The 24,945-nt window shown below is 63.2% G+C and carries 28 protein-coding genes; 11 read left to right on the forward strand and 17 right to left on the reverse strand.

The features are described 5' to 3' along the window. Nucleotides 1-8: 8 nt before the first annotated feature. The 3 genes from QZ964_RS15610 to QZ964_RS15620 form a co-directional block, all read right to left on the reverse strand. The gene (locus QZ964_RS15610) at nt 9-1,370 is read right to left on the reverse strand and encodes a lipopolysaccharide assembly protein LapB (RefSeq protein WP_292532572.1); all 1,362 of its coding nucleotides are present in this window, start codon (nt 1,368-1,370) and stop codon (nt 9-11) included. A 264-nt stretch (nt 1,371-1,634) separates the two neighbouring features. Further along, on the reverse strand, nt 1,635-2,039 hold the full coding sequence (locus tag QZ964_RS15615) for a polysaccharide deacetylase (RefSeq protein ID WP_292532574.1): 405 nt from the start codon (nt 2,037-2,039) through the stop codon (nt 1,635-1,637). 107 nt (nt 2,040-2,146) lie between these two features. After that, the gene (locus QZ964_RS15620) at nt 2,147-2,836 is read right to left on the reverse strand and encodes a Crp/Fnr family transcriptional regulator (protein ID WP_292532576.1); all 690 of its coding nucleotides are present in this window, start codon (nt 2,834-2,836) and stop codon (nt 2,147-2,149) included. Between the two features lie 105 nt (nt 2,837-2,941). Between QZ964_RS15620 and QZ964_RS15625 the strand changes: the two genes are divergently transcribed. Further along, nucleotides 2,942-3,907 carry an endonuclease/exonuclease/phosphatase family protein gene (locus tag QZ964_RS15625; protein ID WP_292532578.1) on the forward strand — a complete coding sequence of 322 codons (966 nt, stop codon included), beginning with the start codon at nt 2,942-2,944 and terminating at the stop codon, nt 3,905-3,907. A 10-nt stretch (nt 3,908-3,917) separates the two neighbouring features. Here QZ964_RS15625 and QZ964_RS15630 read toward each other — a convergent pair whose 3' ends face one another. After that, nucleotides 3,918-4,229 carry a hypothetical protein gene (locus QZ964_RS15630; protein WP_292532579.1) on the reverse strand — a complete coding sequence of 104 codons (312 nt, stop codon included), beginning with the start codon at nt 4,227-4,229 and terminating at the stop codon, nt 3,918-3,920. Nucleotides 4,230-4,535: 306 nt separating this feature from the next. On the opposite strand from QZ964_RS15630, the gene QZ964_RS21575 reads away from it, so the two are divergent. The 3 genes from QZ964_RS21575 to QZ964_RS15640 are packed head-to-tail and all read left to right on the forward strand — an operon-like array spanning nt 4,536 to nt 5,918. Continuing rightward, the gene (locus tag QZ964_RS21575) at nt 4,536-5,048 is read left to right on the forward strand and encodes a DUF938 domain-containing protein (RefSeq protein WP_367119282.1); all 513 of its coding nucleotides are present in this window, start codon (nt 4,536-4,538) and stop codon (nt 5,046-5,048) included. A gap of 29 nt (nt 5,049-5,077) precedes the next feature. Then, nucleotides 5,078-5,509, forward strand: coding sequence for a four-helix bundle copper-binding protein (locus tag QZ964_RS15635; RefSeq protein WP_292532581.1), 432 nt, complete (start codon nt 5,078-5,080; stop codon nt 5,507-5,509). Between the two features lie 31 nt (nt 5,510-5,540). Continuing rightward, nucleotides 5,541-5,918: a copper-binding protein gene (locus QZ964_RS15640; protein ID WP_292532583.1), complete on the forward strand. Its 378-nt coding sequence runs from the start codon at nt 5,541-5,543 to the stop codon at nt 5,916-5,918. An 18-nt stretch (nt 5,919-5,936) separates the two neighbouring features. Here QZ964_RS15640 and QZ964_RS15645 read toward each other — a convergent pair whose 3' ends face one another. Both QZ964_RS15645 and QZ964_RS15650 read right to left on the reverse strand, forming a co-directional pair. Then, entirely contained in the window at nt 5,937-6,968 is a 1,032-nt protein-coding gene (locus QZ964_RS15645; protein WP_292532585.1) for a M14 family metallopeptidase, read from the reverse strand. Between the two features lie 8 nt (nt 6,969-6,976). Then, the gene (locus QZ964_RS15650; RefSeq protein WP_292532586.1) at nt 6,977-8,374 is read right to left on the reverse strand and encodes a hypothetical protein; all 1,398 of its coding nucleotides are present in this window, start codon (nt 8,372-8,374) and stop codon (nt 6,977-6,979) included. Nucleotides 8,375-8,540: 166 nt separating this feature from the next. Between QZ964_RS15650 and QZ964_RS15655 the strand changes: the two genes are divergently transcribed. After that, a complete protein-coding gene (locus QZ964_RS15655; protein WP_292532588.1) occupies nt 8,541-9,407 on the forward strand; it encodes a D-amino-acid transaminase in 867 nt (288 codons plus the stop codon). Here QZ964_RS15655 and QZ964_RS15660 read toward each other — a convergent pair. After that, nucleotides 9,404-10,069, reverse strand: a complete 666-nt coding sequence (locus QZ964_RS15660) for a DUF6629 family protein (protein ID WP_292532590.1) — start codon at nt 10,067-10,069, stop codon at nt 9,404-9,406. The two genes, QZ964_RS15655 and QZ964_RS15660, sit on opposite strands and share 4 nt — an antisense overlap. A 164-nt stretch (nt 10,070-10,233) precedes the next feature. Between QZ964_RS15660 and QZ964_RS15665 the strand changes: the two genes are divergently transcribed. Further along, nucleotides 10,234-10,407 (forward strand): DUF1328 domain-containing protein, encoded by a 174-nt coding sequence (locus QZ964_RS15665; protein ID WP_292532592.1) that lies wholly within the window; start codon nt 10,234-10,236, stop codon nt 10,405-10,407. Between the two features lie 67 nt (nt 10,408-10,474). Here the strand turns inward: QZ964_RS15665 and QZ964_RS15670 are convergent, their stop codons facing one another. From QZ964_RS15670 to glyA, 9 genes are all read right to left on the reverse strand, one after another. Beyond that, entirely contained in the window at nt 10,475-12,508 is a 2,034-nt protein-coding gene (locus tag QZ964_RS15670) for an NAD(+) synthase (RefSeq protein ID WP_292532593.1), read from the reverse strand. A gap of 100 nt (nt 12,509-12,608) precedes the next feature. Next, entirely contained in the window at nt 12,609-14,789 is a 2,181-nt protein-coding gene (locus QZ964_RS15675; RefSeq protein WP_292532595.1) for a sodium-translocating pyrophosphatase, read from the reverse strand. Between the two features lie 188 nt (nt 14,790-14,977). After that, nucleotides 14,978-15,925: a thiamine-phosphate kinase gene (gene thiL / locus QZ964_RS15680; protein WP_292532596.1), complete on the reverse strand. Its 948-nt coding sequence runs from the start codon at nt 15,923-15,925 to the stop codon at nt 14,978-14,980. Between the two features lie 203 nt (nt 15,926-16,128). Then, a complete protein-coding gene (gene nusB / locus QZ964_RS15685) occupies nt 16,129-16,581 on the reverse strand; it encodes a transcription antitermination factor NusB (RefSeq protein ID WP_292532598.1) in 453 nt (150 codons plus the stop codon). Beyond that, nucleotides 16,578-17,060: a 6,7-dimethyl-8-ribityllumazine synthase gene (gene ribH / locus QZ964_RS15690; protein ID WP_292532599.1), complete on the reverse strand. Its 483-nt coding sequence runs from the start codon at nt 17,058-17,060 to the stop codon at nt 16,578-16,580. The genes nusB and ribH overlap by 4 nt, the downstream gene beginning before the upstream one ends. Nucleotides 17,061-17,297: 237 nt before the next feature. Beyond that, complete coding sequence (locus tag QZ964_RS15695) at nt 17,298-17,936, reverse strand: riboflavin synthase (RefSeq protein WP_292532601.1); 639 nt, start codon at nt 17,934-17,936, stop codon at nt 17,298-17,300. Continuing rightward, complete coding sequence (gene ribD, locus QZ964_RS15700) at nt 17,936-19,066, reverse strand: bifunctional diaminohydroxyphosphoribosylaminopyrimidine deaminase/5-amino-6-(5-phosphoribosylamino)uracil reductase RibD (RefSeq protein WP_292532609.1); 1,131 nt, start codon at nt 19,064-19,066, stop codon at nt 17,936-17,938. Before ribD ends, QZ964_RS15695 begins: the two co-directional genes overlap by 1 nt. Next, complete coding sequence (gene nrdR, locus QZ964_RS15705; protein ID WP_292532610.1) at nt 19,063-19,563, reverse strand: transcriptional regulator NrdR; 501 nt, start codon at nt 19,561-19,563, stop codon at nt 19,063-19,065. The genes ribD and nrdR overlap by 4 nt, the downstream gene beginning before the upstream one ends. Nucleotides 19,564-19,657: 94 nt before the next feature. Continuing rightward, nucleotides 19,658-20,932: a serine hydroxymethyltransferase gene (gene glyA, locus QZ964_RS15710; protein ID WP_292532612.1), complete on the reverse strand. Its 1,275-nt coding sequence runs from the start codon at nt 20,930-20,932 to the stop codon at nt 19,658-19,660. A gap of 268 nt (nt 20,933-21,200) precedes the next feature. Between glyA and QZ964_RS15715 the strand changes: the two genes are divergently transcribed. From QZ964_RS15715 to QZ964_RS15725, 3 genes are read left to right on the forward strand one after another with little or no spacing between them, the layout of a single operon-like run. After that, a complete protein-coding gene (locus QZ964_RS15715) occupies nt 21,201-21,809 on the forward strand; it encodes a hypothetical protein (protein WP_292532614.1) in 609 nt (202 codons plus the stop codon). A 9-nt stretch (nt 21,810-21,818) separates the two neighbouring features. Continuing rightward, nucleotides 21,819-22,466: a TetR/AcrR family transcriptional regulator gene (locus QZ964_RS15720; RefSeq protein ID WP_292532615.1), complete on the forward strand. Its 648-nt coding sequence runs from the start codon at nt 21,819-21,821 to the stop codon at nt 22,464-22,466. 48 nt (nt 22,467-22,514) lie between these two features. Next, nucleotides 22,515-22,658 carry a hypothetical protein gene (locus tag QZ964_RS15725; protein ID WP_292532616.1) on the forward strand — a complete coding sequence of 48 codons (144 nt, stop codon included), beginning with the start codon at nt 22,515-22,517 and terminating at the stop codon, nt 22,656-22,658. A gap of 229 nt (nt 22,659-22,887) precedes the next feature. Here the strand turns inward: QZ964_RS15725 and QZ964_RS21580 are convergent, their stop codons facing one another. Next, on the reverse strand, nt 22,888-23,517 hold the full coding sequence (locus QZ964_RS21580) for an SH3 domain-containing protein (protein WP_367119283.1): 630 nt from the start codon (nt 23,515-23,517) through the stop codon (nt 22,888-22,890). A 556-nt stretch (nt 23,518-24,073) separates the two neighbouring features. Between QZ964_RS21580 and QZ964_RS15730 the strand changes: the two genes are divergently transcribed. Further along, nucleotides 24,074-24,427 carry a hypothetical protein gene (locus QZ964_RS15730; protein WP_292532618.1) on the forward strand — a complete coding sequence of 118 codons (354 nt, stop codon included), beginning with the start codon at nt 24,074-24,076 and terminating at the stop codon, nt 24,425-24,427. Nucleotides 24,428-24,600: 173 nt separating this feature from the next. Then, a partial coding sequence (locus QZ964_RS15735) for a hypothetical protein (RefSeq protein ID WP_292532619.1) occupies nt 24,601-24,945 on the forward strand: 345 nt, incomplete at its 3' end.

Here is a 24,945-nt window from a genome sequence, read left to right on the forward strand (position 1 = left end):
CGTCTCCGTCAGAACTTCGCCGTCGGACCAAAGCTGACGGACACGTTCTCGGTTTTGAAATTCTGCAAATTGGAATCATTGCGCGCGAATTCGACGTTTCCGGCGAAACCGAACGTTGGCGAGACCGGCAAGTCGACCATCAGCCCGCCGATCCAAACATTGTCGCGACGCGCGACGAACGGATTGATCACCGGATTGGCAGCGTCGAAGGCAAGATTCGTGAAGCGGCCGTAAGGCGCGATTGTCCATCTGCGAGGGATGATCTGAAATGGCGGATCAAGCTCGAGTCGCAGCATCGCCTGAACGTCGACCTGATCTGAAGACTGTTGCGGATTGCCCGCAAAGGCGCGGGTATAGGCGACGCGACCCTCGAACCGCAGGTCATTGGTCAGTCTGTATGTCCCGCTCACATAGCCGGTGACGACGTCGCCCGTCGCCAGCGTCGACACAGTCTGGTATGGCGACGCGCCCAAATAGCTGAGGTAGCCCGGCGCGGGATTGACCCAGATCGACCGCCATTCAGCGCCTGGCTCCAACCAGAAGTCGGGGTTGAGTTCGGCCCCAAAACTCATGCCGGCGCCGCCGGCGTTCAGATAGTTCGTTCCGCCGAGCATGGCCACGGCGCCGGTCAGGTATGGCTTGATCGACAGGCCCGGATAGAGAACAGGCGCGATGTGGATGCGCGGCCCGATCGACCCCGCGAACAGGGCGACGCTATATTGCGGCAGGCGAAACTGCTCGGTGGCGTAGCCCGTGACTCGCGTCTCGAGTTGATCGCCGCGCGCATTCTGAAAATCGAGATCATGCGCCGCCTGCACCATCTGGAAGGCGTTGATGTCTGACTTTCGCGACGCCGCCGACGCAACGCCGACGCCGCCAACCTGGAACAGATTGTTCGTCGGAAAGAAATTGGCGTTCGATTGCGCCCGCAGACCAGTGTGAATCCGCAAATAGAGGCGGTTGGCCTGGGTGCGTTTTTCGATATCTGGGAGCTGCGCCTCGATCTGCGCAACTTGGATCGAATCGAGACCGCCTTCGGCGAGCGCCTTGCGCAAATGCTGGGCCGAAAGCTCATACGACCCGAGCCTCGCATAGAGAAAGCCAAGCTCCTTTCGGGCGCGGGTCAGATTCGGATTGAACATCAGGATGCGTTCGAGGGCGCCGATTCCCGCCTCGTAGTCACGCAGCTCGGTCGACAGCAGGACGTAGCGATAGGTCGCCTCATAGTCCGTCGGATTGTGCTGAATATAGGCTGCGAGGCGTGCCTGTTCGGCCCGCGGGTCTTCCTGCGCGCTCGCCGCCGCACTGAAAAGCGCGAACGCGGCGAACACTGCGCCAACAAGCCTCGTCGCCGCTCTATATGAAAACATCAAAGGCAACCTTCCTAAAAGTCTGGAAAAACGGCTCCCCGCGCGCTGACCGTCAGCTCAAGGGGAAGCTGACTCATGTCGCCTGACGCGGCAAGCTGGCGCGCGGCGCGCGCCTCCGCTCCAAAACCGGGACGGCTCGATGCTTTTGCTGCGGATTACTCTATGCAGCAATGACTTATCGCCATTGTGCATCCTCATCCGCCTCCAAGCAGCGGATGAGACAAATTCACTAGTGTGGCGCGAAAACCACAGGCGACGGCGCGGCTAGCGGCGGCGGCGCCCGCGATCGGAGAGACGGACAATTTCGCCGACTCTCTTCAACGACTCGTGCGCGAGGGCCGACGGATCAATCGTTCGGCGCCGGCGGGCCGAGAGGATTCGACGGCGGGGGCGTGCGGTCGGGCGCGACTCGTCGACAGACGCTTCCGGGGCAAGCAGCCAGCGCAGCACGATCAGCAGGTCGGCGGCGCGTCGCGCCGCGCCGATCTTCACGGCGCTGCGGATGTCAGCGACGACTCGCCCTCGTGCCGTATCGAGCGAGACGGCGCGGCGATATCGCGCCAGCATCTGATGGTGCTTGTCGCTCGGGCTCACGCCCAACACAAGTTCGTGACTGCGCAGCCCCGCCATCTCCGCGCAACGCCCGATCGGCATCAATTCGGGATTCATTTGGCTTCTCCCAATCGCTTGGCCTGCCGGGGGCCTTCGCCTCTTACCGGCAACATAGCGACGGTAGCGCGTCGTTCATCATCTGTTTGTGCGAGAACGCACACGGGTCATTCCGCTTCGTTGAGCGCCTCCTGTACGCGCGCTTCAAGAACCGACGGGCGCAAGAGCACGAGCCCGCCGCGGATTTTTTCGGCAAGGCCTTCGTCGATCATTGCCGAAAGTTCGCGGCTGACTTGTTCTCTCCGGCAGCCGATGCGGGCGGCGAGATCGTGCTGAAACGGCGGCGGCGAGACGATCGACTGCTCCGGCGAGCCTTTGCGCGGCGCCGACATGCGCAACAATTCGGAATAGAGCCGATGCTTAAGGTCTAGCACCGAGCGCTCGAAGAGGCGCGTATTCAGCTCCCGTACGCGCGACGTCAGCAGACGCAACAGCCGCTCGCATATTACCGGCTCGGTGAATACAATTTCCTTGAAGACCGCCGGCGGCGCCAGCAAAAGTTCCGCGTTGGTGAGCGCTGTTACGTTGGCGGAGCGCTTCGCCCCGTCGATCGCCGCCATCTCGCCGAAGAATTTGCCCGGCCCGAAGTCGCCAAAGATCATTTCCTTGCCGGCGGCGGTACGAATGAGCACTCGAACGTCGCCGCTGACGATGAAATAGACATCGGTCGACGGATCATCGAAATCGAGTACCAATTCCTGCTCGGCGTAACGCCTGCGCACGCATTGCCGCGCAAGCTGCTCGCTGCGCGCGGGGTCGAGGCCGGCGAAAAAGGGAATCCCGTCAAATAGGGACACATTGCGCTCCCGGATTAGAAATAGCGCCGATATTGCCGCGAAACGTCGACGTCGTCGAGGCGCAATCTGCTGGCGGATGCAGACTCTTCGGGCGATGATCGGCGGATGCAAAGCTTCCGACTCGCGACGTTCAATCTGGAAAATCTCGACTGGTCCGCGACCAAGGCGGATGCTTTCGCGCGCCGAACCGCCGCGCTGCGCCCGCTGCTGGAGGCGCTCGACGCCGATATCTTGTGTCTGCAGGAAATCCATGCGCAGCGCATTCATAAGCGCGGCGCGCGGCAATATATCGCGCTGGAACGATTGCTCACGAGCACAAGATACGAAGCTTTTCATCGGGCGACGACGGTGAGGCCCGGCACCGACGCTCCCGCCGACGTCCATAACCTTGCAATCCTTTCGCGATGGCCGATGCGCGCGCGCCGCCAGATCCATCACGACATCGTCGCGCGGTGGGACTGGCCGCCGCCGCGCGAGGCGGACGGCTCCCGATCCGAGCCGGTGGCGATCGTCTGGGACAGGCCGCTGCTCTACGCGTCTGTGGAGCTTCCCGACGGCCCCTTGCTCCATATCGTCAATCTGCATCTGCGCGCGCCGCGCGCCCTTCCCGTGGCCACCGCCCGCGGGCTGGGATCAAGCCGTGCGCAGATCGAGGGGCAGTTCGTGGCGGCGCTCAAGCGCGAAGGCCAAGCGCTCGAAGCCCGGCTGTTCACCGAATTGCTGTTCGACGCGGAGCCGGAAGCGCTCATCGCGGTCGCCGGCGACTTCAATGCCGACGAACATGACGCGCCGACGCGACTGCTTCGCGGCGGGGGAGATGACGGCGCCGAAGGATCGCGCGTTCTCGTCCCTTTGGAAGAGTGCGTCGAGCCGGCGCGGCGCTTCACCGTCATCCATGCAGGTCGTCCGACGCTGATCGACCACCTCCTCGCATCGCCTGCGCTCGCCGCCGCCTGGCGCAAAACCACGATTTTGAATGAAGGGCTTCAGGACGAAGTCTATGCGAAGCAGTTCATTGAAACGTCGCTGCACGCGCCGGTAGTCGCTGAGTTTCAACTTACCTCCAAGTAAGCCCCTGTGATTATTCAGACGCGAACGATCTCAGCACTTGGGCCAGGGCGCGCGTTTCGCTCCAGTCGAGCGTGACGTCTTCATGACCTTCGATGGAAACGACAAGGCCCATCTGTTCGACTCTTGCATCGAAATCGTGATTGCTGCCGATCGGGCTCATATAGATCTGCTGGTCGCGGCGATAGCCGTTTGCGACTGAGTCGAGGGCCCGCGAAAGGATGCCCGCTTCTTCTCTCGTAAAGCGGCGCGGGGGGTGGCCGGGAAGGCTCAGCGTCGCCAATGCGACAAACGTCCGATGACTGGCGGCCAAAAGCTCGAACATTTGCGACATTTCCTGGCACCCGCCGCAGGTCAAACAAGCAAGCGACGCGGCGATGGCGTCAGGCGCCGTTCATGAATATGCGCTCTGAGGCGCCCGCCGGCGCTCATCACCCATGCAATTCCAGGACCTATATCGTCTCACGGTCGGCGCGGCGGTCGAGCGCCAGCCTGTCCTGACGCCGCGCCCACAGAGCGGGACGCGGCCCCGCGGCGCAGTTCCGCAGCCTCAGGCCCGTGTCATGAGCATGCGATCGAACGCCGCTAGAACTCCTGCGGCCGGCGTTGCGCGCGCAAGCAAAGAGCGATAATGAATGACAAGCGAATCTTCACGCCGATCCTTCGGACTCACACGCTGAAGCGCGGCGTGCGCCGCCGCTGGAGTCGCAATGTGCGTGCGCCGCTTGCGCTTGATGTCGAAGAAACTTCCCGGCCCATCGGCGCTACTGACGCGATGATCTGCATCGATGTGATTCACATTTCGCCGTTGAGCGCTGTGGACGCCTTGTTCGAGGGCGCTCGCCGGACCTTGCCTGAACGTGCGCCGCTCTATTTATACGGTTCATACTGGCGCGGCGGCGCGCAAAGCGCGCCGAGGCGATGCGGCGTTCGAGGCGAGCCTTTGCGCTCTCAACGCCGCCTGCGGCGTGCGCGGAACTGGAAGCGGCCGCAAGGGTCCGCGTCCGCACAAGATAGGGATTTGGAAAGGCCCTTAGATCGTGCAAACGCCGGTCATCCTTCCCCGCAGCTCGGAAGTAGCGTGACCGCAACCATCCCGATGGAGCCCAACTGCTCCATCGGCGCTACGCGTCAGCGTCAGTGAATTCCAGTCAAACCACTCGGAGAGAGACCATGCAACGTCGTGAATTTATTGCTGTCGGGACTGCCGCCGCTGTTGCGACCGCCACCCAAGCGTTCGCTGAGACAAACAGCGGCGCCAAAATGGAGGATATGCATCCGGCTCTCTACAAAGACCTGGAAAAGGCCACCATCGAATGCGTCTCCACCGGAAATGACTGCCTTCGGCACTGTATTGGCATGTTTGCGATGAAAGACACGAGCATGGCCGAATGTGCGGACGCCTCGCTGCAGCTTGTCGCTGCATGCAATGCGCTCGCATCGCTGGCGGCGCTCAACTCTTCGCACGCCGTCGCGCTGGCGAAAACGGTCGCTTTGATTTGCGAGGACTGCAAGAAACAGTGCGACAAGTTTCCGAAGATCGCCGAATGCGTGGCCTGCGGCAAAGCGTGCCAAAAGTGCGCCGACGAGTGCCGCAAAGCCTAGCCGACGCAAAGCGACAAGACTGAGAGCCGCGATGAAGACCACGCGTATTACATTTTGGCTCATCACGGCCGGCGTCGCCGTTTCCGCTGGGATCGGCGGCGCCTCGGCCAACGCGGCGGTCCGTGATGCGGCGCGCATCGTCATCGCCCAGGCCGCGGAGACGGCGGGCAAGACGACCGGTCACGGCGACGGCGTCGTCAGGGCCATCGACGCGGACGAGCGACGGATCATGATCACGCACGGTCCCGTCTCGGGTGCCTTGGAAATGTCGCCGATGACAATGGCGTTTCGTGTCGCGCCGAGCGTCGACCTCTCTACCCTGACCAAAGGCGTGAAGATCAAATTCACGATCAGTCGCGACGCAAAAGGCCTTTACGTCATCGAGGACGTTCAGCCGGAGAAGCCTTAGGTCGGTTTCGAACGCGCGTTATTTGCCGTCGCCGTCCATGCCGATGCGATGCATCAGATAGCACAGGCAATCCTGTTGCACGGCTCGCCGGTCAACCGTCAGCATCGCCGGAATGGCCGGACGCGCAAGTCTGATTTCGCCGCCGGCGTAATCGAAGTAGTTGGTCGGCTGCGTGTCGTATCCGTCGCCCGGCAGGACGTCGAGCCGGGCCTTTCCGTCGCCGAGTGCGCCAAACAAGGCGCCGGCCTCCAATTCGCTGAAGTTGAGATGATCGATGTCCGGACGGAAGAGAAAATCCGCCGGCGTTCCATCAAATGAAAAGCTTGCGCCAGCGGGAGGCTTCACGATGGCGTGCGTGCGCAGCAACTCCACGTCGCGCGTGGCCGGCGGGTGGCAAGGAAGCTGCGTGATCGAGAGACAGGCTTCCAGCAATTCGATGGCATGCTCGGCGCCAGCCTCGACGCCGGGCTTGCCGCATTCAATCGTGACCGCCGGACAAAGCTCGGCGAAAGCCGCCGCGCAGGTCCCGCGCGGGCGTTGAAAGAGCACCACGATGCGAGAGAAGAGCTGCGCGAGCGCGACATATTTCGCTTCGAGCTTGCTGATGCAGCCATAATGAGGATTGAAGCCGGTGTTGTTGTGGATGTCGACGGCGGCGAAAGCGTCGCGCTTCTTGACATAATCGTAAATCCACTGCGCCATATGCGCGAGCGGATCGTCAGGAAACGCCGTTCCCGGCCAAACCCGGTTGAAGTCGCGCTGACCCGGCAGCGTTCGCATATTCTCCGCCGCAGCTTCGACATTGCCGATGAACAGGATGAGCGATCTGTTGAGTCCGCGCTCGGTCTGCCGGCGCAGCGTCTCCTGCACCGCGGCAAGCCCGCTGGTTTCGTTTCCATGCAGCAGGGTCGAGACGAACAGCGGTTGCGGATCGCGGCCTGGAAGATCGAACAGGGTTGGTCGAGGCAGGATGTCCTTCAGGCGGTTGGCGGGGCAGTCGAGAAATCCGTCAGGCAGCCGATCGAGCAGGGCGCAGGGCGCGTCAGTCACTTTGCTTCTCATGTTTCCCATTGATGGACCGGCGCGCCGCTCCGCTGGCGCTCGCAATAGGCCGCCATCAGGCCATAAAGATCGCCGTCGCGCGCCTCAAGCGCTTTTCGCTGCCAGGCCGCGCCCGTCTGGCGGGTTCGCACCCGCGCTTCGATGATGTCGAGGAAGCCGTTTTCGTCGACGTCCAGGTCGCGAAGCCCTGCCCTGGCCTCGGGAATGAGACGCTCGAGCAGCAGTCGATCGGCTGCGATTTCGCCCGACCCCGGCCAGTCGAGCCGCGCATCGAGGCCAAAACGCGCCGCGGAATAGAAGTTGCGTTTGGCGTCGTTGAAGGCCAGCCCTCCATTGCCCTCTCCAGCCATGGCGAGGGTGCGCGCGAGACCGAGATAAAGCGCCACGTTCGCTATCATGTCGATAAAGGTCGGCCCCGCCGGCAGGATGCGGTGCTCAACGCGAAAATGCGGAGCGCCGCTCTCGTCGAAGCCGATCAGCGGGCGATTCCAGCGCCAGATCACGCCATTATGCAGGCGCAGATGCCGCATCTCCTCTGGCGGATCGTCAAAAGCCATCGGAAGGAGCGCGTCATAGTCGCGCAAATTCTCCTCGAAGATTTCGATCAGAGATCTCGTCACATAGCCAGAGCCCATGGACACTCTGGCCGGTCCCGGCACTTTCACCGCCTGCTCAAAAAGCGGAACGCGCGTTTCCTCCCACAATGCCTTGCCGAACAAAAAGGGCGCGTTGCCGCAGGCCGCGAGGATCGGCCCGGAAGCCGCCACCGAGGCGTTGTAATAGCGATGCGCAAGATCGGCCGGCGCTTTGAGATGGATCTGAAACGACGTCGTCGCCGCCTCGAGCATCACGTCCGTGTGGACGGAGGCAAGCCGGTCGCGGCCGGCGATGTTGACATGCAGCGGTTGACCGCCGCGAAGCCGCAGCACCTCCTGGTTCAGCGCATAGTATCGGTTGAGCGGCGACATATTGGCCAGCGTCAGATCGGAGTCGCGGATCGTCGGCAGCGTGCCGATCAGCACGAGATTGGCGTCGAGCCGGTGGGCGGCGTCGTTGCATGTCGCCCACAGGCGCGTCAGCGACTGGTGCGCTTGCGTCAGCGCGTCGCCGGCGAGGCGGACCGGCGCGCAATTCAGCTCGAGGTTAAATCGCGACAGCTCCGGGACGACAAGCGGGTGATTGAGGGTTTCGAGGAGAGTCTGGTTGATCGAGGCCGGCGCGTAATTGTGATCGACAATCCAGGTTTCGACTTCGAAACCCACCATGTGGCCGTCGCGCGAAAATTTGTCCCGCTCGTAGAGCGTCCTGGCAAGACTGGTTTCGTGCGCAAGGCGGCTGGCGAAACGCGCCTTGTCGGCCGGAGTGAAGCCCGTCGCCTTGATTTCTTCGCCCAAGACTTCCCCTTCCGCCCGTGCGCACAGCGGCGTTTCTCGACAAGCGGCCTCGAGAGCCGCAGATCATTCTAATGTAGGCCGTCAGCCTTATCGATAAAACCGGAGCGGCGGCGGGACAAGCCGCAAGCGCTGCGGTAGATTTGCACGCCTGCGCCCGGAGCCGACCTTGCCTGATATCGCATATGTGAATGGAGCCTACCTTCCTCTTGCCGACGCGCGCGTGTCAATTTTGGACCGCGGCTTCCTCTTTGCCGACGGCGTCTATGAAGTCGCCGCCGTCATCGGAGGCAGACTGATCGACAATGAAGCGCATCTTTCGCGGCTTGAGAATTCGTTGCGCCAACTGGGCATCGAGAGTCCCCTACCGATCCAAACGATTGCGGACGTCGAAGCCGAACTTGTCGCAAGAAACGAATTGAACGAAGGCCTCGTCTATCTGCAGATCACCCGAGGCGCCGCCGGCGATCGCGACTTCGGTTTTCCAAGCGGAGCGACGCCGACATTCATCGCCTTCGCGACGAAGAAGAACATCCTCGCCTCGTCCGCCGCCGAGACCGGCGTGAAGGTCCTCACCGTCCCCGATATTCGCTGGGCGCGGCGCGACATCAAATCCATCGCGCTTCTTGCGCAGGTGCTGGCGAAGCAGGCGGCGCTCGACGCCGGTTGTCAGGAAGCCTGGATGGTCGATGACGACGGCTTCGTGACCGAAGGCTCGTCCTCAACCGCTTTCATCCTCACCAAGGCGGACGCGCTCGTGACCCGACCGAACTCGGCCGCGATTCTCCCCGGCTGCACCCGCAAAGCCGTTCAATCGCTCGCGGCCCGCGAAGGACTGACGCTCGAGGAGCGCAGCTTCTCGGTGACTGAGGCCTATGAAGCGAAGGAGGCCTTTCTCACCAGCGCCTCCAATCTCGTCCTGCCGGTCGTCTCGATCGACGGCCGTCCCATCGGGTCAGGCGCGCCGGGCGCGAAGAGTCGCCTGCTTCGAACGCTCTACATCGAATGGGCGACGAATCCCGGCGCGGCGCGCTAACGCTGCATTTCCAGTTCGTCGTAGTCGGAGCTGCGCTCCTCCTCGATTGCAAACGCGATGACCAGGCTGAACACCGCGGCGGCGAGACACCAGACGGAATACCAGGCCGGACGATTGAATGCGAGCGCCAGGAAAAACGTGGTCAGCACCGCAACCCCGAAAACATTGATCGCCCTGCGATCGCTGAGGATAAGCGGCGTCACGGTTAGCAGGAGGTAAAGAAAATCGGTTACGAGCGGCGGACGCTCGAACAACGGGTCATAGGCGAGGGAATGCCGATACACCGACAAGTCGATGCCGTCGGCGCCGGCAAGCTTGGCGATGAGATAGGCGGACAGAACGAAGCCTACGCCGCCCATGCTCAGCCAAATGCGCTTTCGTTCCGGATCGGATTCCGCATACGCGGCGGCCAAAGGCGTCAACACCGGCCACATCGTAAAGGCGATCAGCGTATAGAGATATCGAAACGGCTGGCCGGCCACCGGATCGCTGCGCGTGAACCAAACCCCGGCCTCGACCAACTGATGCGCCGAAAACACCACCGGAAACAGGGCGAATAGCAACATGCGCCTGTCGTGGCGCAGCGCTTTTGCGACCATGCCGTAACCGGCCAGTCCCAGCCCGAACCCGGCGGTAATGCTTGCCTCAAGCGAATAGCACATGACGTCCAAGGGCAAGTGACGTGGATGCTATCAACCATTCTAACGCCAATTTTGGCGGCGTCGAGACCTGGGCAGTGCGTTCCCCGCAGTTCCGCGCTTTTCGGCTTCGGAACATCGGCACAGTAAGCGCGTTCTAGGACGTGAGTTGAATCGCGGAGGTTAAAATGGGCAACCTTCTGTATTGGGCCGTCGTGTTCCTGGTCGTTGCGCTCATCGCCGGATTTCTAGGCTTCGGAGGCGTCGCCGGGGTCGCGGTCGAAGGCGCGCGACTGTTGTTCTGGTTTGCGCTGGTTCTGTTGATCGTCTCGGTGGTCGTCGGCCTGATCCGGCGCGCCTGAACGGCCACCCGCACCGCCTGCAGTCCACGAGCCGACCGCTCTTTTTGGAGCGGCCGGCTCGGTGAGTTCACGGAATGTCGTCGAGCGAACGTAGCCATGCGTCTGCGCTCGCATCCGATGGCGCGCGCCAATCTCCCCGCGGCGACAGCGATCCTCCCGAACTGACTTTGGGACCGTTCGGCAGCGCCGACCGCTTGAATTGGCTGTCCTCGAAAAAACGCTTCACGAAAACGCCGAGCCAATGCTTGATGGCCGACAGCTCATAGGCGACCTTGTCCCTTTCCGCGATGCCGGTCGGCCAAGATCCGGCCGCCTCATGCCGCCAGGCGCGCCAGGCGAGAAAGGCGATCTTCGCCGGCGTAAATCCGTGTCGCGTCGCGTAGTAAAGGTTGAAGTCCTGCAGAGCGTAAGGTCCGACCGTTTCCTCCGTTCGCTGCGTCGTTTCGCCTGGCACAAGCTCGGGAGAAATTTCCGTCGCAAGCACGTCCTCAAGCACTGGCGCCGTTTCCGCGCCAAAGCGCGCGTCGCGGGCGCACCAGCGGATCAGATGCTGGATGAGCGTCTTGGGGACCGAGGCGTTGACATTGTAATGCGACATCTGATCGCCAACGCCATAGGTGCACCAGCCGAGCGCGAGTTCCGAGAGATCGCCGGTGCCGACGACGATCGCGCCATGGCGATTGGCGAGACGAAACAGCAGCGACGTGCGGGCCCCCGCCTGTACATTCTCGTAAGTCGCGTCGTAAACCGCTTCACCGCGCGCAGCGGGGTGGTCGATATCGACGAGCATCTGCTTGCAGGCGGCGGTCACGTCGATTTCCTGCGCGGTGACGCCGAGCGCCTTCATCAGGCGCCATGCGTTCGCCTTGGTGTGTGCGCTCGTGGCGAAGGCCGGCAAAGTGAAGCCCAGCACATTTTCGCGTGGAAGGCCGAGCGCATCCATCGCCGTCGCCGCCACCAGCAGCGCCTGGGTTGAATCCAGCCCGCCCGAGACGCCGATCACCACCTTTTTTATCTGCGCAGCACGCAAGCGCTGTTCAAGCCCATGCGACTGGATGTTGAACGCCTCGAAACACAGCTCAGCGAGACGCGCTTGGTCGGCAGGAACGAAGGGAAAGCGCCCGACCTCGCGCAAAAACCCCAGATCACGATCGCAAGTCGCCGCGAGTTCAAACGGGATGCGGCGAAAGCGCGTCGCGCCCTGCTCCACGTCGGCGCAGGCCCCAAATGTCCCCTGCCGCATGCGCTCGTCGAGAAGTCGGCCAATGTCGATGTCGGCGAGCGTCAACTGCGGTTCATCGGAAAAGCGCGGCGCCTTGGCGAGAACGTCGCCTTTTTCACAAATCAGCGATTCGCCGTCCCAGGCGAGATCCGTCGTCGACTCGCCCTGCCCCGCCGCCGAATAGAGATAGGCTGCAAGGCAGCGCGCCGAATGCGCCGCGCAGAGAGTCTCGCGATAGTCCGACTTGCCGACGATCGCATTGGACGCCGAGAGATTGAGCAACACGGTCGCGCCCGCCAGCGCGGCGCGCGCCGAAGGCGGGATCGCGACCCATACGTCCTCGCAAATTTCCATATGGATGACGAGCCCGCGGAAATCCGTCGCTTCCAGAAGCGTGTCGGAGCCGAAGGGCGCAGTCTGGCCAGCGATCTCGATCTCTTCGTCGGCGATGAAAGCGCCGGAAGAGAAGTGCCGCTGTTCGTAGAATTCGCGATAATTCGGCAGATAGACCTTCGGCGTCACCGCCAGCACGCGGCCGCGCAGGATCGCGACGCCACAATTATAAAGCCGGCCGCGATGGCGCAGCGGCGCGCCGACGACGATCAGCGAGTGAATGCCGCAAGAGGCTTCGACGAGTTCGATGAGCGCCGCATCGACGGCATCGAGCAGCGCCTCCTGGTGCAAGAGATCATCGATGGCATATGAGGACAGCCCCAATTCGGGGAACAGCGCGAGCGAAGCGCCATGGGTATCGGCTTCCCGCGCCAATTCGATCGTCCGCGCAACATTGAACGCCGGATCGCCGACTCTCACATGCGGCGTCGCGATGGCGGCCCGAACGAAGCCATGCGTGTGCAGACAATAGAAGGGGTGGGTCATGACGCGATCATACAGCGATCGCCGCAAAATTCGCAGACCTTCGCCTAACAAAGCAAAAGGGCGAGGTCTCCCCCGCCCCTTATCGCGCGTCGCGCTTCGCTCAGTGCGCCAGGATCGCCAGCATCAGCAGCGCGACGATATTGGTGATCTTGATCGCCGGATTCACGGCGGGACCGGCGGTGTCCTTGTAGGGGTCGCCGACCGTGTCGCCGGTCACCGCCGCCTTGTGGGCCTCGGAGCCCTTCTCATGCTTCACGCCATCCTTGTCGATGAAGCCGTCCTCGAAGGATTTCTTGGCGTTGTCCCAGGCGCCGCCGCCTGACGTCATCGAAATCGCCACAAACAGCCCGTTGACGATGACGCCTAACAGCAGCGCGCCGAGCGCGGCGAAGGCGTTGGCCTTGCCGCCGAGGATCCATGCGACGACGAAAGCGACGATCGGCGCCAGCACCGGGAGCAGCGACGGCACGATCATTTCCTTGATCGCCGCCTGCGTCAGCATGTCGACGGCGCGGCCGTAATCCGGACGGTCCGTGCCCGCCATGATGCCGGGCTTCTCCTTGAACTGCCGGCGCACCTCGACGACGACCGAGCCGGCGGCCCGCCCCACCGCGGTCATCGCGATGCCGCCGAAGAGATAAGGGATGAGGCCGCCGAACAGGAGGCCGGCCACGACGTATGGGTTGGAGAGATCGAAATCGACCTTTTCGATGCCCTTGAAGAAAGGCACGCCCGCTTCGATGAAATGCTTCAGATCATTGGTGTAGGCGGCGAAAAGCACCAGAGCTCCCAAGCCGGCCGAGCCGATGGCGTAGCCCTTGGTCACCGCCTTCGTGGTGTTGCCGACGGCGTCGAGCGCGTCGGTGTTGCGACGCACCTCTTTCGGCAGGCCCGCCATCTCGGCGATGCCGCCGGCGTTGTCGGTGACCGGGCCGAAAGCGTCGAGCGCCACGATCATGCCGGCGAGGCCGAGCATCGTCGTCACCGCGATCGCCGTGCCATAGAGACCGCCCAGCTCATAAGTGAGGATGATGCCGAAAACGATCACGAGCGCCGGCGCGGCTGTCGATTCAAGCGACACGGCGAGGCCCTGGATGACGTTGGTGCCGTGTCCGGTCACCGACGCCTGAGCGATCGAGACCACCGGACGCTTGCCGGTGCCGGTGTAATATTCGGTGATGTAGACGATGGCGCCGGTGACGATCAGGCCCAGAATGCCTGAGAGGAACAGACCATAGCCGTGAATGGCTTCGCCATTGGCCTTGCCGATCTCGCCCCAGCCGACGGTGAAGGTCGTCGCCAGGAACAGGCCGCCGACCGACAGAACGCCTGCAGCGATGAGGCCCTTATACAGGGCGCCCATGATCGAATCGTCGATGCCGAGCTGCTTGAAATAGGGAGCGGCGAAAGCGCCCCATGGCGTGTCGTCATCGCCCATCTTCACGAAATAGGTGCCGGCGATCGAGGTGAGGATCGAAAGGCCGCCGATCGCGAGCGGATAGACCATCGCCGAGGTCAGCCCTTCCTGGCCGGCGAAGAAGATCGAAGCGAGCACCATGGTGGCGACGACCGTCACCGCATAGGTCTCGAAGAGGTCGGCCGCCATGCCGGCGCAGTCGCCGACATTGTCGCCGACGTTATCGGCGATCGTCGCGGGATTGCGCGGATCGTCCTCGGGAATGCCGGCTTCGACCTTGCCGACGAGATCGGCGCCGACGTCAGCGCCTTTGGTGAAGATGCCGCCGCCAAGCCGCGCGAAAATCGAAATCAGCGACCCGCCAAAGCCGAGCGCCACGAGCGCATCGACGACCGTGCGATCCGAGGGCGCGTAGCCGAAGAACCAGGTCAGGATCGCGTAATAGACGGCGACGCCAAGCAGCGCGAGACCGGCGACGAGCAGTCCGGTGACCGCGCCGGCCTTGAAGGCGATGTCGAGGCCGCCGGCGAGCGATTTCGTCGCCGCTTGCGCCGTGCGGACATTGGCGCGCACCGAGACGTTCATGCCGATATAGCCGGCCGCGCCGGAAAGCACGGCGCCGAGCAGGAAGCCGAAGGCGACCGCCCAGCCAAGCAGAATGACGAGAATGACGAAGATCACGCCGCCAACCATGGCGATGGTCTTGTATTGGCGGTTGAGATAGGCCTGTGCGCCCTCGGCGACGGCACCCGAAATTTCCTGCATCCGCGCCGATCCCGGATCAGCCGCGAGCAATTCCTGCGAGGTCTTCACGCCATAGACGATGGACATCAATCCGAAGACGATGGTTAGAAACAGAACCATTTTGGCTTCGCCTTTTCGTTCTTCGACCGGGAGAATGGTCGAATTGGTCGCGTCGCCGCGAACGGATGTCGCGCAACGGAAAAAAGAATAGCTGCCCCGCCGAGCGAATCGGGCGGGGACAGCAGCTTTCCGGCGGGCTTTCTGCCAGAAACGTGGCCGGGCGGCAATGCTGGGCGCGCGTCTATTTTTTAGAAGTGCTGGAAGGACAATTTTTTGAAAAAAACGGGTTTTTCTTGTGCGTCAAGGAAGCTCGGCGGCGCGCTACCCGCCACAATCTCGCCGATGCGGCAGGCCGGCGCGGGCGGCGCCGCGCCTCTGCCGCAGGCGATGAGGATTTCATAGTCGTCTCCTCCCGTTATCGCCGTTTCGAACAGAGCGGGATCGATGGCGATCGCCTCTCTCGCGGCGCCGGACAGCGGAACGGAGGGAAGATCGACGATCGCGCTCACCCCCGAGGCGCGGCAGAGCTTGGCGAGATCGCCGGCGAGGCCGTCGGAAATATCCATGGCGGCGCTGGCGTTGGCGGCGAGCCAGCCCGTAAGATCGAGGCGCGGCTGCGGCAGCAGATAGCGGCCGATCAGATAGGCGCGCGTTTCTTCGGACAGGTGCTCCGCAAGCGCAGGGTCGCGCCGAACCGCGAGACCGAGCGCCGCGTCGCCGATCGGCCCTGAGACATAGATGTCATCGCCGGGCTTTGCCCCGCTGCGCGGCACGAAACGCAGCGCCCGCCCGAGCGCCGTGATCGAAATCGTCAGCGGACCGGGCGTGGCCCCTGTGTCGCCGCCGATCAGCGGCGCGCCATAGACGCGCGCATCCTCGGCGAGCCCTGCGGCGAAAGCTTCGAGCCAGTCGTTAGTCCAGTCGGCGGGCAGCGCCAAGGCCAACAGAAAGCCGATCGGCTCGGCGCCCTTGGCGGCAAGATCGGAGAGATTGACGCGCAGCGCCTTCTTGGCGATCAGCGCCGGCGCGTCGTCGGCGAAAAAGTGCACGCCCGCGACAACCATGTCGGTCGTGAGCACGAGCGGCGCGCTTTGCGGCGCGAGCAGCGCAGCGTCGTCCTTTAGCCCTAGCGCCGCCGCGCCGGCGATCGGCGCGAAGATGCGGGCGATGATGTCGTCTTCGCTATAGCGCGGCATGGCTTCGCCCTCATGCTTCGAGACGCGAGCTTCGCTCGCTCCTCAGCATGAGGGCGAGGGTTCGGTGCCGCCGGCTTCCTCATCCTGAGGAGCACGCACCCAAGTCGGGCTTGCTCGACTTGGGCTTCAAATGCCGATCTCGGGTAAACCCGAGATCGAAGCGGGCGTCTCGAAGGACGAGGAAGCCGGAGGCTCCTTTCCTGTCAACTCAGCTCCTCGGCGCGCTCCTCATGCGCAATCCGGTCGAGCACGGCGTTCACCATGCCCGACTCGGTCGGGCCGAAGAAGGCGCCGGCGACGTCAACATATTCCTTGATGACGACGCGCGCCGGAACGTCCTTGCGCGAACGCAGCTCATAGACGCCCGCGCGCAAGGCGGCGCGCATAACCGACTCCAATCTCGACAGCGGCCAGCCGCCGGAAAGCGCGCGATCGATCTGCCGGTCGATGGCGACCTGATCGGTCAGCACGCCCTGCAGCACGTCGCGAAAGAAGCCGGCGTCGGCCGGCTTATATTGCGCGCCCTCGATCTCGCGCCCGATCCAGTGAGATTCGAATTCCGCGAAAATTTCGTTGAGGCCCTTGCCGGCGACTTCCATCTGATACAGCGCTTGGACAATCGCCAAACGCGCCGCCGAGCGTTGATCGACGCTCATGCCACGCCCCGTTTGAGGCGCACGAGCGCGAGCGCCGCGCGGGCGGCGTCGGCGCCCTTGTCGCCCTGTTTCGGGTCCGCGCGGACGATCGCCTGCGCTTCATTCTCCACGGTGAGCACGCCATTGCCGAGCGGCATGCGGCGCGAGACCGAAAGATTTGTCAGCGCGCGCGCGCTTTCATTGGCGACGAGTTCGAAATGATAGGTCTCGCCGCGGATAACGCAGCCGAGCGCCACGACGCCGTCATAGGGCGCGCCGGCAAGCTCGGCGTCGTCGAGCGCGATCGCGGTCGCGGTGGCGATCTCCAGCGCGCCGGGAACCTCGATCACCTTTGCCTGCGCCTGCAGCGCGCGCAAAGCGTCAAGCGCGCCTTCGCGCAGCATGGCGACGATATGGGCGTTGAACTTCGTCGCGACGACGAGAATGCGCGCGCCGGGAACGGGCGCAGAGTCAGCGTCGTCGGGTGCAAAACCTGCCATTCAGGCGACTCCAGGAATGCGCACAAACCTCTCCCTTGGGGAGAGGGTGGCTGCGAAGCAGCCGGGTGAGGGGCGGCGACGTGTTTGAGAGTCGGGGCGAAACGCCAAAGCGCGATCACGCGCATTCGTTCAAATCTGACACCCCACGCTCCGGTCCTCTCCCGACGGGAGAGGGTTGTCGCGCCCAGAAGTGTTGGCCGCGCCTTATGTCATAAGCCAGAGCGGATGTCAGCCAGCTTATCGCACTTCACTCAATCGCGCCGCATAGCGCGCCATCAGATCGACTTCGATATTGAGCGAATCCGCTGCCCGGCGCGCGCCGAGTGTCGTGACCGCCAGCGTATGCGGAATGAGCAGCACGGAGAAGCGATCGCCGTCGACTTCGTTCACCGTAAGCGACACGCCGTCGAGCGCGACTGAGCCCTTCTTGGCGATGAAGCGTGACAGGTCTTGCGGGGCTTCTATCCAGAACCTGGACATGCTTATTTCTTCGGACGGGCGTCCTTCGGGCGCCCTATCGCAGAAATCGTCGCGCGATATGATGCGCGCGACGCCATCGACATGGCCGGTGACGATATGGCCGCCGAGTTCGTCGCCGATTTTCAACGCGCGCTCAAGATTGAGGCGCGTTCCTTCGACCCAGGCTCCGACCGTCGTGACCGCAAGCGTCTCGGCGGCGGCGTCGACCTCGAAGATGGTTCGCGCGCCTTCACGGGCGACGGCGACCGCCGTCAGACAGACGCCCGAACAAGCGATCGAGGCGCCAAGCGCGATGCTGTCGGATTCATAGGAACAGCCGATGCGCAGGCGCCGCAATTCGCCGCGCGGCGCGATCGAAACCACTTCGCCCACATCGGTGACAATGCCGGTGAACATCAGTCGACCCGCGCGTATCGGGTCATCGCGTCGCCGCCGAGCGCGCGCGTTTCGATCAGACGATAGCGCGTGTCGTCCTCGAGCGCCGCGCGCGCCGCCGACGTCAACGCCGGGCGCCCCGCCCGCCCCAATGGTTTGACGGCGGTGTGCAGAATCACCTCGTCGGCGAGATCGGCGGCGAGCAGACTTTCGGCGACGCGCGGACCGCCTTCGCTGAACACGCGGGTGACGCCGCGGTCGGCGAGAAGTCTGAGCGCGCTGGTCAGATCGAGCAAGCCGTCGCGCGTTCCGACGCAGACGACCTCCGCGCCAGTGGCGCTTTCGAACGCCTTGACCGCTTCATCGGAGATGGCGGCGCCAGTGATCACCAGCAGCGGCGTTTCGCGCGCCGTCGAAGCTAGACGCGAACGCGGCGAGAGCGACAGCTTCTCATCAAGCACGATGCGAAGCGGCTTGCAGCACTGCATGCCCGGCAGGCGCACGGTCATCAGCGGATCATCGTCGCGCGCCGTGCCGGCGCCGACCATGATCGCGTCATGCAGCGATCGCTGCACATGGGTGAAGGCGTCAGTGACGGGTCCGGTGATGTGGAGGCGCGGATCATGCGCCGCGCCGGCGGCGTAGCCGTCCGCCGTCCTGGCGAGCTTAAGCGTGATCATCGGCCGGCGACGGGTGACCCGCAAAATATGCCCGAGATGATCGGCGCGCGCAGCCGCGGCGCCCGGACCGATAAGGACGTCGATCCCAGCGTCGCGCAGTCTGGCGTGGCCGTCGCCCGATACGCGAGGGTCGGGATCTTCCAGCGCAGTGACGACGCGCGCCACGCCGCCGGCGATGATGGCGTCGACGCAAGGCGGCGTCGCCCCATGATGCGCGCAAGGCTCCAGGGTGACGTAAAGCGTCGCGCCGCGCGCGGCCTCGCCAGCCGCAGCCATGGCGATCGCTTCCGCATGCGGACGTCCGCCCGGCGCGGTCCAGCCGCGGGCGATGACGGCCCCGTCACGCACAAGCAGCGCCCCGACCGCGGGGTTGGGCGCCGTGCGGCCCAGATTGCGCCGTCCGAGCGCCAGCGCCGCCGCCATATAGGCGTCGTCGGTCGCCGTCTGCGGAAAGGATTCGTGGATCGTCATGCCTTCTCGGGGTCGCCGGCGTCCGGTGCAAAAGCCGCGCCGTCGCCACCGCTCTCCAATTCATCGATCACCGCCGAAAAATCGCTGACTTCGCGAAAATCGCGATAGACCGACGCGAATCGCACAAAGGCGACGGCGTCGAGCGAGCGCAGGCCTTCGATGACGAGTTCGCCGATGCGCTGGCTTTCCACCTCGACTTCGCCGAGGCTTTCGAGCTGGCGCACGATTCCCGAAATCATCTGTTCGACGCGCTCCGGCTCGACCGGACGTTTGCGCAAGGCGATTTCGACTGAGCGCGTCAGCTTGTCGCGATCAAACGGCGCGCGGCGGCCCGACTTCTTTACGACGATGATGTCGCGCAGCTGCACGCGCTCAAAGGTGGTGAAGCGGCCGCCGCAGGTCGGACAGACGCGGCGCCGCCGAATGCAGGACGAGTCCTCGGCAGGACGAGAGTCCTTCACCTGCGTGTCGGCGGAACCGCAATAGGGACAGCGCATGTTGGGCGCCTTTCCCCTCTCCCGCTTGCGGGAGAGGGTGGCCCCGCCAAGCGGGGTCGGGTGAGGGCTAGTTCGTGCGACGCAGCGCGCCCGCTCAGTAAATCGGGAACTTCGCGGTCAGCGCGTGAACCTTTTCCTTCACCGCCGCTTCGGTCGCGGCGTTGCCTTCTTCACCCTTGGCGGAAAGGCCGTCGAGCACCTCGACGATCATCCGCCCCACCTCTTTGAACTCGCTCTGGGCAAAGCCGCGCGACGTCGCCGCCGGCGAACCGAGACGGATGCCGGAGGTGACGAAAGGCTTTTCGGGATCGAAGGGAATGCCGTTCTTGTTGCAGGTGATGTGCGCCCGGCCAAGCGCGGCTTCAGCCGCCTTGCCGGTGATCTTCTTGGGGCGCAGATCGACGAGCATCAGATGATTGTCGGTGCCTCCCGAGACAATCGCGAGGCCGGCGTCGACGAGCGTCTGCGCGAGCGTTTGCGCATTGTCCTTGACCTGCTGCTGATAGGTCTTGAACTGCGGGGTCAGGGCCTCGCCGAAGGCCACGGCCTTGCCGGCGATGACATGCATCAGCGGCCCGCCCTGCAGGCCGGGGAAGACCGCCGAATTGATCTTCTTGGCGAGATCTTCGTCATTCGTCAGCACCATGCCGCCGCGCGGACCGCGCAGCGTCTTATGAGTCGTGGTCGTAACCACATGGGCGTGCGGGAAGGGCGACGGATGCAGCCCCGCGGCGACCAGACCGGCGAAATGCGCCATGTCGACCATGAAATAGGCGCCGACGCTGTCAGCGATCTTGCGGAAGCCTTCGAAGTCCCAGATGCGGGAATAGCCCGAGCCGCCGGCGATGATCATCTTCGGCTTGTGCTCCTTGGCGAGCGCGGCGACCTGGTCCATATCGATGCGCTGATCGTCCTTGCGCACCGTATAGCTCACCGGCTTGAACCAGCGGCCTGAGACATTGACCGGCGAGCCATGCGTCAGGTGACCGCCGGCGGCGAGGTCGAGGCCCATGAAGACGTCGCCCGGCTGCAGCAGCGCAAGGAAAACCGACTGATTGGCCTGCGACCCCGAGTTCGGCTGCACATTGGCGAAGCCGCAGTCGAACAGCTTCTTGGCGCGGTCGATCGCAAGATTTTCGGCGATGTCGACGAACTGGCAGCCGCCGTAATAGCGCTTTCCGGGATAGCCTTCGGCGTATTTGTTGGTGAGAACCGAGCCCTGGGCCTCTAGCACCGCCTTGGAGACAATGTTCTCCGACGCGATCAGTTCGATCTCCTGCCTCTGGCGGCCGAGTTCGAGTTCGATCGCCTTTGCGATTTCCGGATCGGAAGCGCTGACGGAGGCGGTGAAGAAACCAGAATGGCTCATTTGAATGGACCTCTATGCCTAACGGCGCGGAACGAAAGCAAAAACCGGCTCCCGGCATTTAGCGGCGAAGCCGGTCCCTGGGACGCGCATCGTGAGAGGGGTCGCTTATCACGGCGAAGGCGCGACGGGAAGAGCGGCCGCCGTCGCGGGCCGAGGCCAGGGCCCCAAGCGCTAAAATGACGCACATCGCCTCGCCGCCAGTCGCGACGCCATAATTCCGCTTCAAACGGCCGTTTGAATTTCGGTCAGTCTGATACGGAAGTTCGCCATGGGGAACCATCTCGAAACAAAATTTGCTGTGGTCAGCGCCAAGTCGCGCCGGCTGCTGGTCGACGCCGCGGTGTGTTTCGTCGCGACCTCGCTCGTCGCCTTGCTGCCTCCGCAATGGAAGAGCGGCGAAGCGCTGAAGGACATCGTTTTCACGACCGACCCGGTGAGCGGCAAAATCATCGACCGGATCGAAACTCCGAAAACGGAGCGCCCGTCTTTCGAGACAGGAGGCGTTTCCCTGGCGCCGGCGGTCTTTGCCGTCTATCCGCAGGAGCGCATCTCCGACTGGTCGACGGACAGCCCCGCCGAAAAAACTGCGACGAGCCCCGTCAAGCCGACCAAACTGGTCGCTCTGCGTAAGACCTCCGCCGACAAGAGAATCCCTGTCGAGGCGACGGTGCCGTCGCCCCCGACCGAGAACGCCACGCCGGCCGCCGCCGCCCAGACAACGGGCGAGAACGCGGAGCAGCAGGAAGTGAGTTTGTTGGCGAAACTCGACCCGCGAGGGCTTCCGTCAAAACTGGCTCCGCTCGGACAAAAGGCTTGGAACGGCGCGACATCGCTCACCGGCGCGGTGTCGAGCTTCGTCAGCGCCTATCATTTTTGAGGACCAGGATTGAGCAATCTGGATCAGGGGCGTGTCGCTACTCGCTCGACGGAGACGACGCGCACGGCGCTCATCAAGGCCGCGACGTCCGTCTTCGCCGAATATGGATATGACGGGGGCTCGGTGCGGCTTATCACCCAAAGGGCGATCGCCAACCAAGCCGCTGTCAACTACCACTTCGGCGGGAAGGACGGACTCTATCGCGAAGTGCTGATCGAAGCGACGCGCGCCTTCGAAGAAAATGCGTTCCTGGACCCTGAAGAACTCGACTCGCTTTCGCCGGAAAACGCGCTGCGACGCTATCTGCATCAATTTCTCCTGCCGCTCGTCAAGCGCGATCGCGTCAGCCGCTATTTGCGCATCTTCGCCTGGGAAAGCGTGCGGCCGAGCGAGGTCTTCAGCGCTTTCGTCGCTCACTCACCGCCACGAATCTTCGTTTTGGCGGAGCGCGTCGTACGGCGCTTTCTGCCGCGGGACGCCTCTGCGGAGACCGTCACATTCGCGATGCTGTGGCTCGCCCAGCAGCCGATGTTCTTCGTGCGCGAAGCCGAGCGGCTGGCGCAGCCGCCCTTCTCGCTCAAATTTGACGATGACGCGCTCGAGCGGCTCGTCGACACGCTCGCAGCCCTAAGCCTTCGCGGACTTGCCGGAGTCTGACCCTTCATGACATCGCCGCGCCGGCGCGTGGCGGACTTGGGAGCAAACATGGACGCTCTGCTGCACAGCAACTATTTTGCCGCAGTCCTGACCGAGGCCCACAAGGCCCTCGAACTCACCCAGAATTTTATCATTCTCGCCGCGACCTTGGCGCTCGTCGGGGCGTTCTTCGCCTTGATCAAGGGCGCTTGAGCCTTTGCGCCGGCGACGCAAAGATCGCCGCCGCGGCGAAAGCCGTCGCAACAATAACCCATAAGGCGTTTGTCACGCGCGCGATTCTCCGGCCAGAGCGGCGCTTCGAATAATTATCGCGGAAAATCGTGGCGCGCGGGGCGCGCAGGGATCTGTCCCTCCCCACGCGCCGATCCGATTCCGCGGAATATCTCACCATGAATATTTTGCTGGCCCCGACAGGGCAAGCTCATTGGGCGGCGACGCCCCGCCGGAGGGATTCGGATCTGACGAAACCGGTCCTTCCGTCCAAATTAACTTTGCACCAGCCGCGGAGCCAGCCATGAGTACAGTGTGCAACATGCACCTGGGCTGATGCCGGGATTGTAGCCACCACGGCAGAACCCGAGCCTGGCCTCTTTCTCAGTTTGGCGGGCGCGCCCGCAACAACGGGCGCGACGAAAATGCGATCTCCCGACGGGGCGAGCGCACCTTCGTGAACGAAGCCCTCAATCCCGGCGGAGCTGACTTTGCACCAGTCATGCTGACCCCAGCCCCTGACGCAGTCCGAAACCGAGACCTCGTCCCCTGCGTGGAGTTCTCCGACCACCGACCATTTCGGTCCTGGACCCGAGTGAACTCTCACCGGGCCGCCGAAAGGATTTGCCGAAACGTAACCGATGGCGAAAAGCTCAATACCCAGAAAGACGACGGCCAGTAAAACTGAGAGCGCCGCTCGCATGTAATTTCTCTCCTGATACATGATTGAGATCCACTTGAGTTCATCCCTGTCAATCAAAAGCAGGGACCACACCAACAACGCCAAGGGCCGCATCTGCGCACCAATCCTGGCGGACAAAACGGACCCCAACCAAAACATGCGGCCTTCTCTGGTCTCACCGAGTATTGTTGAGCCAGCGCATTAACCGCCGAAGACCCGCGGGAAGATTGCGCCTCCGCGATCGAAAATGCGCTTCCCATCAGAAACAGAAAGGTTAAAAGCGATACCCTTGCTCTATGCATGACCATCCCCCTTAAGCGTGACCTTAAAAAAACGCCCAATTCCTGAAAAAGGTTCCACGGGCCATCGTTCGACTAAAAGGAAAATTATCGCGTCTGTTCGCGAGGGGCGCCGCGGCGACAGCGATCCGCGAGGCGTGCTCCGCCGGGCGATCAGCCACTGCTCCAAACGCCGCTCTTAAACAACCGTTGGACTTGGATCGCCCAAGGGGGCTGGCCACGCGCCGGCCCGCCGCAGTGCGGCACGGGCAGACGTTACATAGACTGGTCGAAAAATGGTAGCGACGCCGATTTCGTCATCAAGCCGCAAACGGTCCGCAGTCCAGTCGAAACGCATGAGCGCGTGCTTGTCGGCCCGCCCGAAACAGGGCATGATTCACGCTCGCCTCAGGCCTGAACTTCAAGGACGCTCGCGGATGACGACAGCACATATTGCAGCGGCGTCCTTTGCGGTTGCAGCGGCATTCGGCTTCACGGATTCGGCGCAAGCAAAGACCCTGACGCTGCTTTGCCGCCATGGCGACAATCTCTATGCGCGCCCCTACTCGGTCGCCTATTCCCCGACGAGCGCGACACTCGCAATAACCGACAATGGGCGAACCGACGCCTATCCCGTCGAAGACGTGACAAGAGACAACGGGGGATATGTCATACAGGCCTACGGCAAGATCCTGAACGCGCACATTACGCTCGTCACTTCTCTTCCGCGGCAGGTCCTATATTCGGGCGCCTTCACCAACGACGTCTTCGCGATCGATTATTGCAGGTAAAAGAAATCTTCGGCGGCGGCTACGCCGCGCACTTCTGATAGTCTTTCACAATTGAAAGGCTTCGCGTCCAGAAAAAGGTTGCTTTGATACAATGATTTAATCGGCTCCAGGCGGCTTCCTGACTGCATCAGTTGGGCGCGTATAAGCGCCCTATAAGCATCTGGAGCCATCTCATGAGCAGACCCCAAACCACCCGCCGCGCCGTCATGGCCGGCCTAGCCGCTGCGCGCGTCGCAGGGCTTCCCGCCATTGCTGGCGTCGCCGCGGCGGACGATCCGATCTTCGCGGCTTTCGCGGAATTTGAGCGCGCGAAGGCGGCCAATAATACCGTCACCGAAGCCGTTGACGAACTGCGGGGCGAAACCCGGGAAGTGATCGAAGCTGCCGGCTTATACCAACCTGCCGTGAGTCTGACTCACCTCGGATTCCCGAATCGGCAAATGTCTGATTCTTATTGGCGAACCGAGGGAGGTTCGTCATGGCGGCAGCGGTGCGATTGCGTGAAGATTTCGATGCCG

This window comes from Methylocystis sp., assembly GCF_021731785.1.
GTDB lineage: Bacteria > Pseudomonadota > Alphaproteobacteria > Rhizobiales > Beijerinckiaceae > Methylocystis.

Coding starts and splice junctions, on each gene's coding strand:
- QZ964_RS15610 (WP_292532572.1), bottom strand. CDS start 1,370: ATGTTTTCATATAGAGCGGCGACGAGGCTTGTTGGCGCAGTGTTCGCC.
- QZ964_RS15615 (WP_292532574.1), bottom strand. CDS start 2,039: ATGAATCCCGAATTGATGCCGATCGGGCGTTGCGCGGAGATGGCGGGG.
- QZ964_RS15625 (WP_292532578.1), top strand. CDS start 2,942: ATGCAAAGCTTCCGACTCGCGACGTTCAATCTGGAAAATCTCGACTGG.
- QZ964_RS15630 (WP_292532579.1), bottom strand. CDS start 4,229: ATGTTCGAGCTTTTGGCCGCCAGTCATCGGACGTTTGTCGCATTGGCG.
- QZ964_RS21575 (WP_367119282.1), top strand. CDS start 4,536: ATGAATGACAAGCGAATCTTCACGCCGATCCTTCGGACTCACACGCTG.
- QZ964_RS15635 (WP_292532581.1), top strand. CDS start 5,078: ATGCAACGTCGTGAATTTATTGCTGTCGGGACTGCCGCCGCTGTTGCG.
- QZ964_RS15640 (WP_292532583.1), top strand. CDS start 5,541: ATGAAGACCACGCGTATTACATTTTGGCTCATCACGGCCGGCGTCGCC.
- QZ964_RS15660 (WP_292532590.1), bottom strand. CDS start 10,069: ATGTGCTATTCGCTTGAGGCAAGCATTACCGCCGGGTTCGGGCTGGGA.
- QZ964_RS15665 (WP_292532592.1), top strand. CDS start 10,234: ATGGGCAACCTTCTGTATTGGGCCGTCGTGTTCCTGGTCGTTGCGCTC.
- QZ964_RS15670 (WP_292532593.1), bottom strand. CDS start 12,508: ATGACCCACCCCTTCTATTGTCTGCACACGCATGGCTTCGTTCGGGCC.
- QZ964_RS15675 (WP_292532595.1), bottom strand. CDS start 14,789: ATGGTTCTGTTTCTAACCATCGTCTTCGGATTGATGTCCATCGTCTAT.
- thiL (WP_292532596.1), bottom strand. CDS start 15,925: ATGCCGCGCTATAGCGAAGACGACATCATCGCCCGCATCTTCGCGCCG.
- nusB (WP_292532598.1), bottom strand. CDS start 16,581: ATGAGCGTCGATCAACGCTCGGCGGCGCGTTTGGCGATTGTCCAAGCG.
- ribH (WP_292532599.1), bottom strand. CDS start 17,060: ATGGCAGGTTTTGCACCCGACGACGCTGACTCTGCGCCCGTTCCCGGC.
- QZ964_RS15695 (WP_292532601.1), bottom strand. CDS start 17,936: ATGTTCACCGGCATTGTCACCGATGTGGGCGAAGTGGTTTCGATCGCG.
- ribD (WP_292532609.1), bottom strand. CDS start 19,066: ATGACGATCCACGAATCCTTTCCGCAGACGGCGACCGACGACGCCTAT.
- nrdR (WP_292532610.1), bottom strand. CDS start 19,563: ATGCGCTGTCCCTATTGCGGTTCCGCCGACACGCAGGTGAAGGACTCT.
- glyA (WP_292532612.1), bottom strand. CDS start 20,932: ATGAGCCATTCTGGTTTCTTCACCGCCTCCGTCAGCGCTTCCGATCCG.
- QZ964_RS15715 (WP_292532614.1), top strand. CDS start 21,201: ATGGGGAACCATCTCGAAACAAAATTTGCTGTGGTCAGCGCCAAGTCG.
- QZ964_RS15725 (WP_292532616.1), top strand. CDS start 22,515: ATGGACGCTCTGCTGCACAGCAACTATTTTGCCGCAGTCCTGACCGAG.
- QZ964_RS21580 (WP_367119283.1), bottom strand. CDS start 23,517: ATGTTTTGGTTGGGGTCCGTTTTGTCCGCCAGGATTGGTGCGCAGATG.
- QZ964_RS15730 (WP_292532618.1), top strand. CDS start 24,074: ATGACGACAGCACATATTGCAGCGGCGTCCTTTGCGGTTGCAGCGGCA.